The organism is Alteromonas sp. RKMC-009, from assembly GCF_003584565.2.
In the GTDB taxonomy this organism is placed as follows: Bacteria; Pseudomonadota; Gammaproteobacteria; order Enterobacterales; family Alteromonadaceae; genus Alteromonas.
In genome coordinates, this window is sequence record NZ_CP031010.1 from 1,199,697 (window position 1) to 1,213,147 (window position 13,451).

The 13,451-nt window shown below is 48.1% G+C and carries 8 protein-coding genes; 5 read left to right on the forward strand and 3 right to left on the reverse strand.

Features of this window, described 5'->3' with window-relative positions; genetic code table 11:
• Nucleotides 1–62: 62 nt before the first annotated feature.
• Nucleotides 63–2,567, reverse strand: a complete 2,505-nt coding sequence (locus DS731_RS05185) for a glycoside hydrolase family 3 protein (protein ID WP_119500321.1) — start codon at nucleotides 2,565–2,567, stop codon at nucleotides 63–65.
• Nucleotides 2,568–2,718: 151 nt separating this feature from the next.
• On the opposite strand from DS731_RS05185, the gene DS731_RS05190 reads away from it, so the two are divergent.
• Genes DS731_RS05190 through DS731_RS05200 form a run of 3 tightly spaced genes read left to right on the forward strand, consistent with a single transcriptional unit; the run spans nucleotide 2,719 to nucleotide 6,651 of the window.
• Nucleotides 2,719–4,050, forward strand: a complete 1,332-nt coding sequence (locus tag DS731_RS05190; protein ID WP_119500322.1) for a GH1 family beta-glucosidase — start codon at nucleotides 2,719–2,721, stop codon at nucleotides 4,048–4,050.
• A gap of 41 nt (nucleotides 4,051–4,091) precedes the next feature.
• Nucleotides 4,092–5,102: a LacI family DNA-binding transcriptional regulator gene (locus tag DS731_RS05195; RefSeq protein ID WP_119500323.1), complete on the forward strand. Its 1,011-nt coding sequence runs from the start codon at nucleotides 4,092–4,094 to the stop codon at nucleotides 5,100–5,102.
• A complete protein-coding gene (locus tag DS731_RS05200; protein WP_119500324.1) occupies nucleotides 5,095–6,651 on the forward strand; it encodes a sugar porter family MFS transporter in 1,557 nt (518 codons plus the stop codon). Before DS731_RS05195 ends, DS731_RS05200 begins: the two co-directional genes overlap by 8 nt.
• 607 nt (nucleotides 6,652–7,258) lie before the next feature.
• Here the strand turns inward: DS731_RS05200 and DS731_RS05205 are convergent.
• The gene (locus DS731_RS05205; protein WP_119500325.1) at nucleotides 7,259–7,597 is read right to left on the reverse strand and encodes a helix-turn-helix transcriptional regulator; all 339 of its coding nucleotides are present in this window, start codon (nucleotides 7,595–7,597) and stop codon (nucleotides 7,259–7,261) included.
• A gap of 257 nt (nucleotides 7,598–7,854) precedes the next feature.
• On the opposite strand from DS731_RS05205, the gene DS731_RS05210 reads away from it, so the two are divergent.
• Together DS731_RS05210 and DS731_RS05215 are read left to right on the forward strand one after the other, a co-directional pair.
• A complete protein-coding gene (locus DS731_RS05210) occupies nucleotides 7,855–9,528 on the forward strand; it encodes an RHS repeat domain-containing protein (RefSeq protein ID WP_150154237.1) in 1,674 nt (557 codons plus the stop codon).
• Nucleotides 9,529–9,547: 19 nt separating this feature from the next.
• Complete coding sequence (locus DS731_RS05215; RefSeq protein WP_119500327.1) at nucleotides 9,548–10,021, forward strand: hypothetical protein; 474 nt, start codon at nucleotides 9,548–9,550, stop codon at nucleotides 10,019–10,021.
• A 432-nt stretch (nucleotides 10,022–10,453) separates the two neighbouring features.
• Here DS731_RS05215 and DS731_RS05220 read toward each other — a convergent pair whose 3' ends face one another.
• Nucleotides 10,454–13,225: a TonB-dependent receptor domain-containing protein gene (locus tag DS731_RS05220; RefSeq protein ID WP_119500328.1), complete on the reverse strand. Its 2,772-nt coding sequence runs from the start codon at nucleotides 13,223–13,225 to the stop codon at nucleotides 10,454–10,456.
• Nucleotides 13,226–13,451: the final 226 nt, after the last annotated feature.

Below are 13,451 nucleotides of genomic sequence, written 5' to 3' on the forward strand. Positions count from 1 at the left end.
TTATAACGGGCTGTTAACTAGTCATCCTACATGTTCAAGAGCGACAGTTTTGGGGTGCTAAATTACTCACATGCAAGCACATCTACGTTTTCAGGGGCTTGCTGAATAAACACATCGGCAAGGCTTAACGTTCCGCTACCTGATGTGCGCAGGGCGAAGGCAGTTGTCAGTGTGTTTACGTCAGGTGAGGCGAAACATTTAAGGGGTAATGCCAGAGACTGCCAGCTGTTACCCTCAAAGTCCGACAGCGCCGGTGCGATATTGACGCCGGACGGGCAGGCTTCATCGCCGTCTTGCTGTTCAGAACACAAGGTAACGAGAACATCATCTGAAAAAGGTTGCGAGACATTGACACTGAAAACCAGCGCACGGTTTTCTGCATGCGCATTCGATGCAACTAATTCAGCTTTTTCAGTGCGCGTGAAAGCAACACCGGCCGGCGTCTTTCCATTGAAGGTGACGGTGATCGCATCTTCCTGTACCACTTTGTCGCTGGTGCGGTAAGTAATGCTGCCGAAGGATTCAGCGCTTGCGGCAACAGTTTTGCGTTCATTGTTTGAGGTAAGCTGTAACGACCATGGCGCGCGGACGCCGCCCTGTAAAATGGCAACAGACTCTGCAGATTGTTGCTTAAGGCTTTCATCTTGTTCGTTCAGGTTGTCCGGCAGAACATTCTTGTCGCTGAAGGTTAAACCAAATCCATAGGGCAGGAGAGGGGCGTAATCATCATCTCCCACATTGGCTATCTGCAGGGGGGATGCCGGCCATGAGAAGGGCAGTTTACCTTTAAAATCAGCATCGCCGAATAATACCTCTGCCACAGCCGCACCTTCGGATCCCGGAAGCCAGGCGGCAACGAACGCATCCGAGGCATTCAGTTCAGCATTCACCCACATCGGCCTGCCAGAAATGAATACCGAAACCACAGGGATTCCGTCTTCTTTCAGTTTCTTCAGTAAGGCCAAATCTTTCTGATTACCTGGCTGGTAGGCGAGTGTTTCTCTGTCGCCTACACCTTCTGCATAGGGCTCTTCACCAAATACGACAATGGCCACATCGGGTTTGCTGCTATAGCTGCCATCAACCGATAAAGTGGCATTACCGCCAGCTTGCTTTGCGTACTGTGAAATACCATCAAATACCGACGTGCCACCAGGGAAATCGTCATTGGTATTGTTCGTCCCCTGCCAGGTAATTGTCCAGCCGCCGGATTGTTTGCCAATGTTGTCAGCCGCATCACCGGCCACCAGAATGTTCGCGCTTGCAGACAGCGGTAACAGGCTTTGTTTGTTTTTCAGTAAAACCAGAGATTCCTTAACGGCCTGACGGGCGACTTTTCTGTGTTCTTCACTGCCAATCAGAGACTGTTTACCGGAAAGCGGGCGCTGGGCAGGGCTGGCTTTATCAAAAAGTCCTGCCCGCATTTTTACCCGCAGAATGCGTCTTACCGCATCGTCTAAACGGGCGCTGCTGATGGTGCCGTCTTTCACCTGCGCCACTGTATTGTGGTAAAGCGCTTTCCAGTCGGAAGGTACCATATAAATATCGAGGCCAGCGTTAATCGCCTGAGCGCAATTGTCGTTAGTGCAGCCTTTAATCTGACCATGCCCGTTCCAGTCGCCCACCACAAAGCCGTCGAACCCCATGCGGTTTTTCAGCACGTCTGTCAGTAAGTATTCATGACCATGTAGTTTTTTGCCGTGCCAGCTGTTAAATGACGCCATCACCGATTGTGCGCCCGCAGTAAGGCCACCCACATAGCCCTGAGCGTGAATATCAAACAGGTCTTGTTCTGTTGCGATGTTGTCGCCCTGGTCGTCGCCTTTCACTGTGCCGCCATCACCAACGAAGTGTTTTACGGTACTGATCACCCGCTCGTCACCCAGGAAATCACCGGCATCAGCATGGCCTTGCAGGCCTTTAACCACAGAAGCAGCATAGGCTTTTACAATTTCAGGATCTTCTGAGTAGCTTTCATAAGTGCGGCCCCAGCGGTCATCACGCACAACGGCAACTGTTGGTGCAAATACCCAGTCGATCCCGGTGGCCATGACTTCCTGCGCCGTGATGTTAGCTATCTGTTCCATTAACTCAGGATTGTTGGCCGCGCCAAGGCCAATGTTGTGGGGAAACAGCGTGGCACCAATCACATTGTTGTGACCGTGTACCGCATCTGTTCCCCACATGGTTGGAATCGTTGAGCCGTCTTTACTGTCGTCAACAGAAGCCTGATACATGGCTTCTGCCAAATCTATCCATTCCTGCGGCGTTGCATGTTTATTACTGCCGGGAAATGAGCCTCCGCCGTTAAGATAAGAGCCAAAGCCGTATTGACGCATATCTTCCGGGGTAATACTGCCGATTTCAGGCTGGATCACCTGCGCGACTTTTTGCTCAACAGTCATTGACGCTAACAAAGCAGACACTCTGTCTTCCGTCGCCTGGTCCGGTTTAACGGCCATATCCAGATGAGGCCAAACTGACGGGCTGTCTGCGTTATCTGTGGAAGAAACACAGGCTGTCAGCAGAACGGAGGCAACGACCGTTGAGAGCAAAGTCTTTCGCATAATGTAAGAACCTTCATAGTTAGATTTGAAAGCGCTTACATTTTGTTATAATGTTATTTGAAAGCGCTTACATTTTTTCAAGATAATTACACGAAGCGTTAACAAGTTCAATCCTGAATAACGAAAACTGGTTTGCCTGCCGGGAACAGACATGAAAAAAATAGAGTTACCTGATGACAGCCCGATGCGGCATTGCGATTTCCTGTTTGGCGTTGCTACGTCCAGCTATCAGATTGAAGGTAGCAGGCATCAGCGGGATGATTGCATATGGGATCTTTTTTGCAGAAAGCCCGGTGCCATCAGCGATGGATCTGACGGCGATATTGCCTGCAGGCATATTGAAAAGTGGCGGGAAGATGCTGAACTCATTGCATCCCTCGGCGTGGATGCCTACCGGTTGTCTGTGTGCTGGCCCAGAGTTATCAATGATGAGGGAACAGTGAATGAGGAGGGGCTGGCTTTTTACATTGAATTGGTCACCTGGCTGCACAACAGAGGGATTAAAGTCTTTGTTACCCTTTATCACTGGGATCTTCCGCAATGCCTTGAGGACAAAGGCGGGTGGTTAAATCGCGATACTGTCCGGGCGTTTGCCCGGTATGTTGACGTTGTTGCCAGCGCTCTGGGCGATAAGGTCTATGCCTGGGCTACCATCAATGAGCCTTTTTGTTCAGCTTATCTGGGATACGAAACCGGTGTGCATGCGCCGGGTATTACCGGTGTTAAAAATGGCAGACAGGCAGCACACCATATATTAATGGCCCATGGTATAGGCATGAAAACCTTGCGAGCCCGCTGTCCCGACGGCATTCATGGCATTGTGTTGAATTTTTCTACCTGTATTGCTGCGTCAGCGTCTGCTGATGACATAAGAGCTGCCATTCAGGCTGATGCCTATCACAACCAGTGGTATTTGCAGCCGGTGTTAACCGGTGAATACCCGGATATACTGCTGTCACTGGCACCGGAAGAACGGCCTGAAATCCTGCCGGACGACATGGCATTAATCCGCCAACCGCTGGATTACCTGGGCGTCAATTATTATTCGCCGACAGTATACCGGGATAATGGCAAAGGTAGCTTTATTGCGCAGCCACCCTGTGATGTACCGGTTACGGATATGGGATGGGAAATCCGGCCGGAAGCGTTCACTGAATTGCTGGTGTCGCTGCATCAGCGTTATCAACTGCCGCCGGTTTATATCACCGAAAACGGAGCCGCGATGCATGATATCCTGGTTAACGATCAGGTGCACGACGACGACCGCGTCGCCTATTTTCACACTCACTTAAATGCGGTGGATGAAGCTATGCGTCAGGGCGTGGATATACGCGGCTATTTTGCCTGGTCACTGATGGACAATTTTGAATGGGCATTTGGCTACAGTAAGCGATTCGGACTGGTCTACACAGACTATGAATCCGGACAACGCATCATCAAGCAAAGCGGATTTGCCTATAAAGAGTTGATAACCCGCAAATAACCGGTAAATTGGTGACATGATGAAGGCGCAGTATTTTTATTATGGCAACCATTTACGAAGTTTCTAAAGCAGCAGGTGTTTCGCTGGCTACAGTGTCCCGGGTGATGAACGGCAATGCCAAAGTCAGTGACCGGACGCGACAAAAAGTCGTGGATGCCATGGAGGCGTTAGGTTACAAGCCTAATGCTATCGCCCAGTCTTTAGCTTCAAACCGCACAAACAGTGTGGGTTTACTGGTGTCTGAACTGCACGGCTCCTATTTTGGTGATCTGATGAGCACCATAGAGCTGATCCTTAAAAAACACGGCAAGCACGTTATTATTACCGCGGGCCACGTAGATGAAAGCCGTGAAACAGACGCCATCGATTTTCTGACCAGCCGGCGTTGTGACGCATTGATTGTCCATGCTGAAGCTGTGACTGATGACTATCTGATTTCCTTAAGCAAAACATCTGTACCGGTGGCGGTGGTGAACCGTAAAGTTAACGGTCTGGAAGATAAGTGTTTTGTCGCTGATAACGTGGATGGCGGTTATCTGGCAACAAAAGCGGTACTGGACAAAGGTCACCGGAATATCGGCTACATCAGCGGACCGCTTTTCAAAACAGATGCCTCAGACCGGTTAACCGGACATAAAAAGGCGTTAGCAGAAGCGGGTATCAGTTTTGAGTCTTCACTGATGTTTGAGGGAGACTATCATGAGTCGTCAGGTCAGGAAGGGTTTGCCAGCCTGCTGGCTCAGCATCCTGATATGACTGCACTGGTGTGCGCCAACGATGAGATGGCCTCAGGGGCAATGACCGCCGCCAGAGAAGCGGGTTTTGCTTTACCTGAACAGTTGTCGGTAGTGGGGTTTGATAACGCCATTTTCTGTCGCTATCTGTATCCCAAACTGACTACGGTAAGCAACCCGGTACGTGCCATGGGCGAAATGGCAGCGCACTGGGTGCTGGAACATGTTTACGACATCAAATGTCCTCAACCTGTCACGCATATTTTTGAGCCTGAACTAATCTTACGGGATTCGCTGGGACCGGCACCCCATGCTTAACAGGCTTTCTCCTTCGCTGCGTTACACACTCATTGTAGCGCTCGGCGGGTTCATTTTTGGCTTCGATGCCAGCGTGATTTCCGGCGCTATCGGTTTCATTGATTTAGCCTTCGGGTTGTCAGACTGGCAGCAGGGGTTTGTTGTCAGCTCCCCCACACTGGGCGCATTGATAGCCATGTGCTGTGCCGGTGCGGTCAGTGACGCTATTGGCAGGCGAAAAACCCTTATCATCATTGCTGCGCTGTATCTTGTTTCCGCCCTGGCTTCAGCCCTGTCGGTGAATTACTGGATGCTGGTAAGCGCCAGGTTTCTTGGCGGCATGGCATTTTGTTCACTGTTAATTGCCCCGGTGTATATCGCTGAAATCAGCGCACCGGAAAATCGCGGCAAAATGGTGTCAGTAAACCAGCTCAATATTGTCACGGGTCTGGCGCTTTCGTACTTCAGCAATTACGCCTTCCTTCAGCTCAGTGGCAGTGATGCGCAATGGGTCAGTGATCTTGGGATCAGTGACAACTGCTGGCGTTATATGTTGGGACTGGAAATGATACCGGCGGCCATATGGTTAGTGCTGTTGTTTAAAGTGCCCCGCAGTCCGCGCTGGCTCATGCTTAAAAATCGTCAGGCAGAAGCAGAACAGGTTGTCAGAAAACTGTTCAGTCATGAGCAGGCTGAAAGACAGCTCGCGGCTATGAGCCAGTTATCAGAAAACAAACACTGGCGATGGCGGCAGCGGCTTGGATTTCTGGTTGCACCCCGTATGCGCTTTCCTCTCATTGTCGGATTAATACTGGGTGTGTCACAACAAATCACCGGCATTAACGTGATTTTTTTCTACGCCCCGACCATTTTCGAGCATAGCGGAGTCGGCACCGATGCGGCTTTTATGCAGGCAATCTGGATAGGGTTAATCAATATTGTTTTTACCATTATTGCTATGGTGACCATTGACCGTTGGGGCAGAAAACCCTTGCTTGTAACCGGACTCTGCGGAGTGATGCTGAGCATGGCAATCTGTAGCTGGGGCTTTAAGCAAGCCACTTATGAACTGAATTCTGTGGAAGTGGCTGAAATTTCACTTGGCGATCCGGCTCTGGCCTCACAACTTGTGCCACTCACCGGCAAGGCATTTTCATCAGACGTGTCATTTAAGCAGTCTTTAATAAATGCACTGGGACAGGAACAATACAGTCAGCATCAGCGGGTTCTGTTAAGTAAGGGCATCAATATGAATGCACCAGTGGTTCTCTTTGGATTACTGGCGTTTGTGGCATCCTATGCCATGTCTTTAGGGCCTGTCATGTGGGCCATGCTGGCAGAAATATTTCCTAATCAGAGCAGGGCCCTCGCCATCTCCGTGGTGGGCGTAGTTAACTCTCTCTCCAGCTTCCTGGTACAGTTTCTGTTTCCCTGGGAGCTGATGAATCTCGGTGCCGCCGTCACTTTTGCCTCCTACGGTATATTCGCGCTCATCAGTCTGGTGCTGGTGGTTAAACTGTTTCCGGAAACCAAAGGACGTTCGCTGGAGCAAATCTCTGAGGGATTGTAGAGAAACCTCATGTGTGTGCAGGCCGGCATTAAGGACAGTTGCGAAAGCAAACTGAGATGGTAATTTTGCTCAAGAACCCGGTGAAATGGCAGAACTTATGTTGCCATTATCTGGTTAATTTTGATTGTTTCTCTGCATCACACCCTAAAAGAAAATTACTCTATGAATCTGGCAAACCGGTATCTGAATTATGCATTCACTGGCATGACGTCAGTAATAATTGTACTCACGTTTTTCAAACCTCTCTGGTTTGTAGAGTACGAGGCATTCAGGATAGTTATCCTGATTGGAGGCGGCTTCCTGCCGGTATTGTATTGCCGGAAGTTGCTAAGGTTTAAGTCAAGTCGTCAAACTTAGCTCTGGTCTTTATCTTGCGGGAGGTGAAAGGTATGTGTAGCTTGTGCGTGCTGCTGGCTAAGGTTTAAACAACTGAAATACACTGGGGTGCAGGGTGAATTCAGGTTTATAGGCGGCCTTCACTACTTCAAGGTAATTTTTTCAGCAGTTGAAAAGCAAATCATTAGCATCAGGTGCGACACGGTTTGCTACGGCAGGCCGGTGTTCTTCGGTTAGCCAAATTCAATCAAATGCTTCTTTATAACCCTGTTTAGAAGTCATCTATCACTTCTGTGCTCGTTTTTCTGGCACTTTTAGGCAGCAGTGACAGCTTTTCTTCAATTTGCCTGACTTGCATAGTAAGTCGGCCAGGCTCTGCCTCAAACAGTGTTACACCGACGATTCTGGCTACCTCAAAAGTTGCTCCTATTTCGCATTTCGGATCTGCTTTTTCTATGCGGGAAAGCATGCCTCTGGAAATACCTGCGCGGTCTGCAACCTCCTGCGCACTCATCTTTTTCTCGAGTCTGGAGGCACGAATGAGCTTCGCCAACAATGTTAGCGCTTCTTCTGTGTTACGGGAGTAACTTCTGACAGTAGATTTTGGCATTTGCGTCACATATGAAACGTTGATGGGATTAATGTTCTATATGAAGCTCATTAAGGCTTAATTTGTCAAATTATCATTTGAGTGAGTTATAGAGTATATGGTGAATCTCTCAATTCATTATTGATACTGTCCACTTCCCCTTTAATGTTACAGCCAGTCAGTTGGGGAATGGCGTTCAGGAGGATGCATACTATCTGCCTGAAACCGGCTTAGCCGACCACATTCGCGCTAAAAAGGGTAATAGCTGGTTGCATCACATGAACTACTCGGCTGGTTACGATAATTTCGGCAATCTTATTGAAAGTATGAACGTCATTACCGGTATGACGATGAATTATGAATACGATTCACTCCACAGGCTCGAAGGTAATACGATTTCGGGTTGGGGTAGTAGTGAAAGGATCAGTTACAGTTATGACGCTGTGGGTAATCTGCTCTCGAAATCTGATTATGCAGGTACATACCGTTATGGAAATGCAAACCGGAGTGCTGGCGGTAATGCCGGCAGCAATGCTGTTCGCCAAATAGTGAAAGGAAATAGTACAGTTAATTTCCTCTACGACAATATGGGGAACATGACATCAGGGGATGGGGTGTCACTAGTTTATAATGCATACAGACAACCAGTACGCATTGTGAGAAACGGGACGACCTTTGATTTTACTTACGATGCAAATTTAGAAAGGGTCAAAGAAGTACGCAATGGCATTACTACTTATGAGATAGATAAGGTATTTGAGAAAAGTTCTGACGGTAGCTGGTCGTTGTATATCGCAGATATTGCGGTATTAAAATATAGCAATAGTGACGGGCATTCTATTTTCTACCGCCATAAAGACAGACTTGGCTCGGCCCTTACGTTTACCGATGAAAACGGCAATGTAAGCGGGCGCAGAGCATTTGATCCATTTGGTAAGCCACGTGCAGAAAATGGCAGTAGCCTTTCCGTTCCCCGATTAACATTTTTAAATGATTCCGGTCAGGGCGGCCGCAGAGGCTTTACCGATCACCGTCACCTTGATGAAGCTCAGCTTATTCATATGAACGGGCGGGTGTACGATTATAACCTTGGGCGGTTTATGTCGGTGGATCCTTTGATACACGAAGGGTCACAAGGTATTAACCCCTACAGCTACATCATGAACAACCCGTTGGCGGGAACAGATCCGACAGGTTATAAGCCGGAAGAGAAAACGGTCACTGTTACCAAGGCTGGCAGCCGCATCAAACGCAAAGTAAAAGTGAGCGCAGAGTCTAATGGAGATGGTACTGCGACACTTTCATTCAGCGGTACTAATGGCGCAGCCGTCAACGCTGTAAAGAACTCAGTGGTAAACACGCTGTCTGGAGCTAGTTTTGAGGTTGCGGAAATTGGCTCACAAGGAGAAATAGCACGCAACGATCTATCATCTAATAAAAACCAGCAAGTGAATCTTACCGGAGAAGAATCCGTTTCTTTGGATGGTGGAGGTAAACTTGTTGAGGATGAGACTCTTCCCGATTACCCTAACTTACCTAAAGAAGAAGAGTTTTGGGAAGTCGTGAATTCTGCCAGAAAAAATCTTAATGATACGGTTAAATTTATGAGGGAAAAAAATCCGGGGGCAGAATATGGAATAGCTATTTATAGAAATGAAGACGGCACCTATAGACATGGTAGAGCAAATACGGCGGTTCCTCATGGATATGATCACGGACTGTCAAAATCGATACACTTGGTAGAACCACCGTTGCCAATAAAAGGAAACAACGCAGTATTAATCATGCTCTCCGCTAGAAAAAACGCTACTAGGCAAACTATTCTAGGTAGAAGTTATTTTTATAACCACTTATCAAGAGAAACTGAAACTCCAGTCTTTGTAAAAGGGAGTTATTTTACAAATGCTGCATATTTAACATTCGGAAAAGATCCGATGTTGAAAATACAATAGCATGAGGTTTTAAATTTTTATGATTAAAAGTCTTTTTTTACTTATCTTCGCGTTTTGGTCTTTCCATTCATTTGGTAAGTGTGCAGAAAGCCCGAGCTTTATAGATTCGGCAATTACCTTTGAGAAGAGTTTTAAAAATGTGAAATCTGTTAAATTCAAATATGACGATGGAAGAAACATAGATGGAAAGGCTGAATTTGTAGAAGTGACTTCGACAACTTTCTTCGTAAGATACGAATTGGAGTTTGGCATGAAAGGAGCCTATCTTTTCGCCGTAGATTTAAACGAAAAAAAAGTTTTTTTCGCAAGTTTCATGGATGGAGCTGCTATCCCATTGAGTCTAGTTGAGGGCGAGCTTGATAGCGACCATTGTGCTATAAAGTTTGCTGACTCTGATGCCTCATATACTTTAACCTATGGGGTTAAACCGACTATAACATTCGAAATGAAAAACCAGAACTCTGAGAAAGTTAAAATTTTTTTTGACTACTGAAAGACAGAATTGAACAATCAATTTTTGAGTTGATATTCGTATCCCCGCCCACCCAGCGGGGCTTTTGTCGCCAAAGTGGTGGCAAGCATTATTGGAATCATTTCAGCTTGAAACCAAGTCCCGCGTCGGCGGGGTTTGCTATCAATTATATTAATTTAGGCCGCGATGCTAGTTGCGAGGCTTTCCCACAAAAATCATGGCTTTCGCCAAACGAAAAGACTTTCGGATCACCGAGTCAACATGCGTCCTTGCAGACAATAACGTGCATAATAGAAGACGTTAATCTGTTACTGTACATGAATAGCCAGTGTGTAGTGGCATAGTGAATTTGGCCACTAAATTAGAGCTTTAATAATAACTGCATAGCAAAATCAAGTGGCAATATGGCAACAAAAAGCAGTGCGCCAGGCGCACTGCTTCTCCATTCACTTTTTATAGTTCAAAAGACAGTCTCACATACGCCTGACGGCCTAATGGATCAGCGGCGGTAGACAGATACTTGGTGAAAAAGGCTGCCGGTGGTTCGCGATCGAACAGGTTCACGGCACCCATAGCAATCTGATATTGTTCGTTGCCGCCAAAGCGGAATGCGTACTGTGCATCAATCACCGTGGATGAACTGATCTGTCCCCATGGCGTAGTGTAATTCATCGGCAGGAACACGTCATCTTCCACACCATCAATAAAGCGCATGGTGACGTTTGCGGAGTGGGCGTTGTGTAACCAGGATACCTGCATAGTGTCGCGATATTCCGGTGCAACAGAGCCAGGGTTGTTATCGTTTCTGCGTCCCACTACGTCATACACGGGTTGGTCCGGGCCCACCTGCACGGTGTACTCGTTAATCCAGGTCAGCGAGTTACTGATGCTGAGAATGTGACCATCGATGATTTCTGTACGGTAATCCAGACGCCAGTCAATGCCGTTTGTTTCGGTTTTACCCGCATTGAAATATCCCACATTTACCGCCAGTAACCGGCCATCAGCATCCCGAATCAAATCAGGCCCGTTTGGATCCCGCTCTATCACCTGAGTTGCTGTTTCTGCCGTTACCTGATTCTCAAACTCAAAGCTCCAGTAATCTATCGATGTGGTTAATTCATCTGTTACTGTCCAGGTCATGCCGATATTAACGTTAGTTGATTCTTCCGGCTCAAGGTCGGGATTGGCAATTGTATTGATTACACGGAAAGTTCCGTTGTCATTCGGGTCCAGCGGATCAATAGTCTGGCTGACGCCGGAAGATGACTGATTCCCCACTGAGTGCGCCAGAGACGGTGCTCTGAAAGCGGTACTGGCAGAGAGTCTGAAGGTGAGGTCGTCGGTCGCACGCCAGTTAAGACCTAATTTCGGATCAGTAGTGGTGAAGCGCCCGTAGTCTTCATAGCGCAACGCCAGTTGCATATCTAAATCCAGTGTCCAGGGCAGGAATAACTCTGCAAAGACAGCATCGATGGTCCGTGAGCCTTGTCCCGGAGACTGCTTGCCGGTAAAGCCCCAACGTCCGGCCTGCGTCGCCGCATCAACAGTAACTTTACGGGTTTCCTTTCTGGTTTGCCCGCCAATAGCCACACCAATCGTTCCGCCGGGTAAATCAAACCAGGAGCCGTTGGCAACAAATTCAATGATTTGATAAATCACTTCATCTGAAGAACGGCTGGGTTGCAACAGGTTGTAAAATACGCGGTCGTCATGGTTAAGCTGATCTTTACCAAAAGGGCTGAACCAGACACAGTTTCCTTCACCGGCGGTTTCAGCACTACTTGGGTTGCCAAACGGATCTGTCTGGCAATCAGCGCCACCATAACCATTTAAAGCATTTTGCAACATTTGCAGATCAGTGTCCGGCTCTGTATTCAGTGCGCGCTCCTGACTCCACACCCCGCTGACTTCGTACTGCCAGTCAGAGAAGCCCAGCTCACCTTTCCCCCCTAATACTAAATGGGTACCGTCCACGTCAGATTCTGCGAGACGGTAATCCGCATTAATTCCCAGCACACGGCCATTGAACTGGACATCAACGCCGAAAGGGTTATATGGGTTTTCTGCCGGGACAACAGGGGATCCCAGTGAGATGGGCATACTGGCGACACCATAGCGATTACCTTCCTGCTTATAGAAGCGGCCTTCGAAGAACATCTCATGCTCATCATTTACAAGGTAATTGGCTGATGCATAGGTTAGCCAGGTCTTAGACTCTGGCATGATAGGGTTCATTTGCTGGTAGCTGAACTGGCAAGTGCCGTAAGGAAACGGATTGCTGCCAACATAAATGCCGCCGGTGCCTTCGGCGGTACAGTGCGGATCGGCCAGCGTCACTCTGTTGCTGCCTGTATCTGCTGAAATCTGGTCGTACAGGGCGGAATAGTTTACCGGTCCGTTTACGCCGTTATCGATGATGACATCTGAACCGTCAGCGCCGACAGGGCGCTCTGTAAGTACGAAGTTGCCCGGCTGCGCTGTCCCTGAGGTGTTGTTAGTGGCTGTGACGGCGCGATCTGAATTCTGCAAATTTGATTTGTACTCGTAGCTGCTGGCAATCATGCCGTGAAACTTGTCGTTTCCGCCGCCCAGTTTAAATTGCAGCAAATTAGCCGGTGCGTTTTCAATCGCCGTATGTTGCCAGCTGGCCGTCACACCTTCGTAGCGGTCATCGGTTATGATGTTCATGGCGCCGGCTATGGCATCAGAACCATAAATGGCAGATGCGCCGTCCAGTACGGTTTCAATTCTTCCCACCGCGATAGTGGGAACTAAGGCCGCAAGGTTGGTGTAACTGTTCCGTTTAGCATCCATTTCCTGTGAAGAAACACGGTGTCCGTTAAGCAATACGAGCGTGGAAGAGGGGCCCAGGCCCCGCAAGTTAGCTGAACGGGTCTGACGGGATTCTGAGCCGCCGCCGGCGCGGTTATTTACGCCGCCCACACTGCCAGTGTTCGCTGTATTGTTTACAATAATATCGTCCACACCGGAAAAGCCGGATTTGAGAATTTCTTCACTGCCGACAATCTGGATGGGTGATGACATGGAAGCCTGTGCATCGCGGGTCACATAACTACCGGTCACTCTGATGACTTCAACGTCTTTTTCTTCTTTGTCCTGAGCAAAAGCAGTTGTTGATGTAGCCGGGTTAAGCAGGGCGGCGAGAACGGCGAGTTGCAGCTTGCTTCTTAAGAGCGGATGCTTTTTTGATGTGCTGAACATGATGTATAGTCCTGAATCTGGTCGGACGGCAACCACTAATGCCGTCCTGTTTTATGTGTTTGCCAGCTCCCGGCTGGCAGTCCTTATCAGTTCTCATCACACCATGGTGATATCAATAAGTTAAATTGATTTATACTATTAATTAACAAAATTTTAATATGAATGGGTTTTAAGTTTTTGAAATATAATGATTTGGTGTCTAGGGGATCAGCTAAATTTTTCATCA

What these genes read in the sequence shown, in the direction of transcription:
- DS731_RS05185 (WP_119500321.1), bottom strand. Translation starts at nt 2,567, where the DNA reads ATGCGAAAGACTTTGCTCTCAACGGTCGTTGCCTCCGTTCTGCTGACA.
- DS731_RS05190 (WP_119500322.1), top strand. Translation starts at nt 2,719, where the DNA reads ATGAAAAAAATAGAGTTACCTGATGACAGCCCGATGCGGCATTGCGAT.
- DS731_RS05195 (WP_119500323.1), top strand. Translation starts at nt 4,092, where the DNA reads ATGGCAACCATTTACGAAGTTTCTAAAGCAGCAGGTGTTTCGCTGGCT.
- DS731_RS05200 (WP_119500324.1), top strand. Translation starts at nt 5,095, where the DNA reads ATGCTTAACAGGCTTTCTCCTTCGCTGCGTTACACACTCATTGTAGCG.
- DS731_RS05205 (WP_119500325.1), bottom strand. Translation starts at nt 7,597, where the DNA reads ATGCCAAAATCTACTGTCAGAAGTTACTCCCGTAACACAGAAGAAGCG.
- DS731_RS05210 (WP_150154237.1), top strand. Translation starts at nt 7,855, where the DNA reads ATGAACTACTCGGCTGGTTACGATAATTTCGGCAATCTTATTGAAAGT.
- DS731_RS05215 (WP_119500327.1), top strand. Translation starts at nt 9,548, where the DNA reads ATGATTAAAAGTCTTTTTTTACTTATCTTCGCGTTTTGGTCTTTCCAT.
- DS731_RS05220 (WP_119500328.1), bottom strand. Translation starts at nt 13,225, where the DNA reads ATGTTCAGCACATCAAAAAAGCATCCGCTCTTAAGAAGCAAGCTGCAA.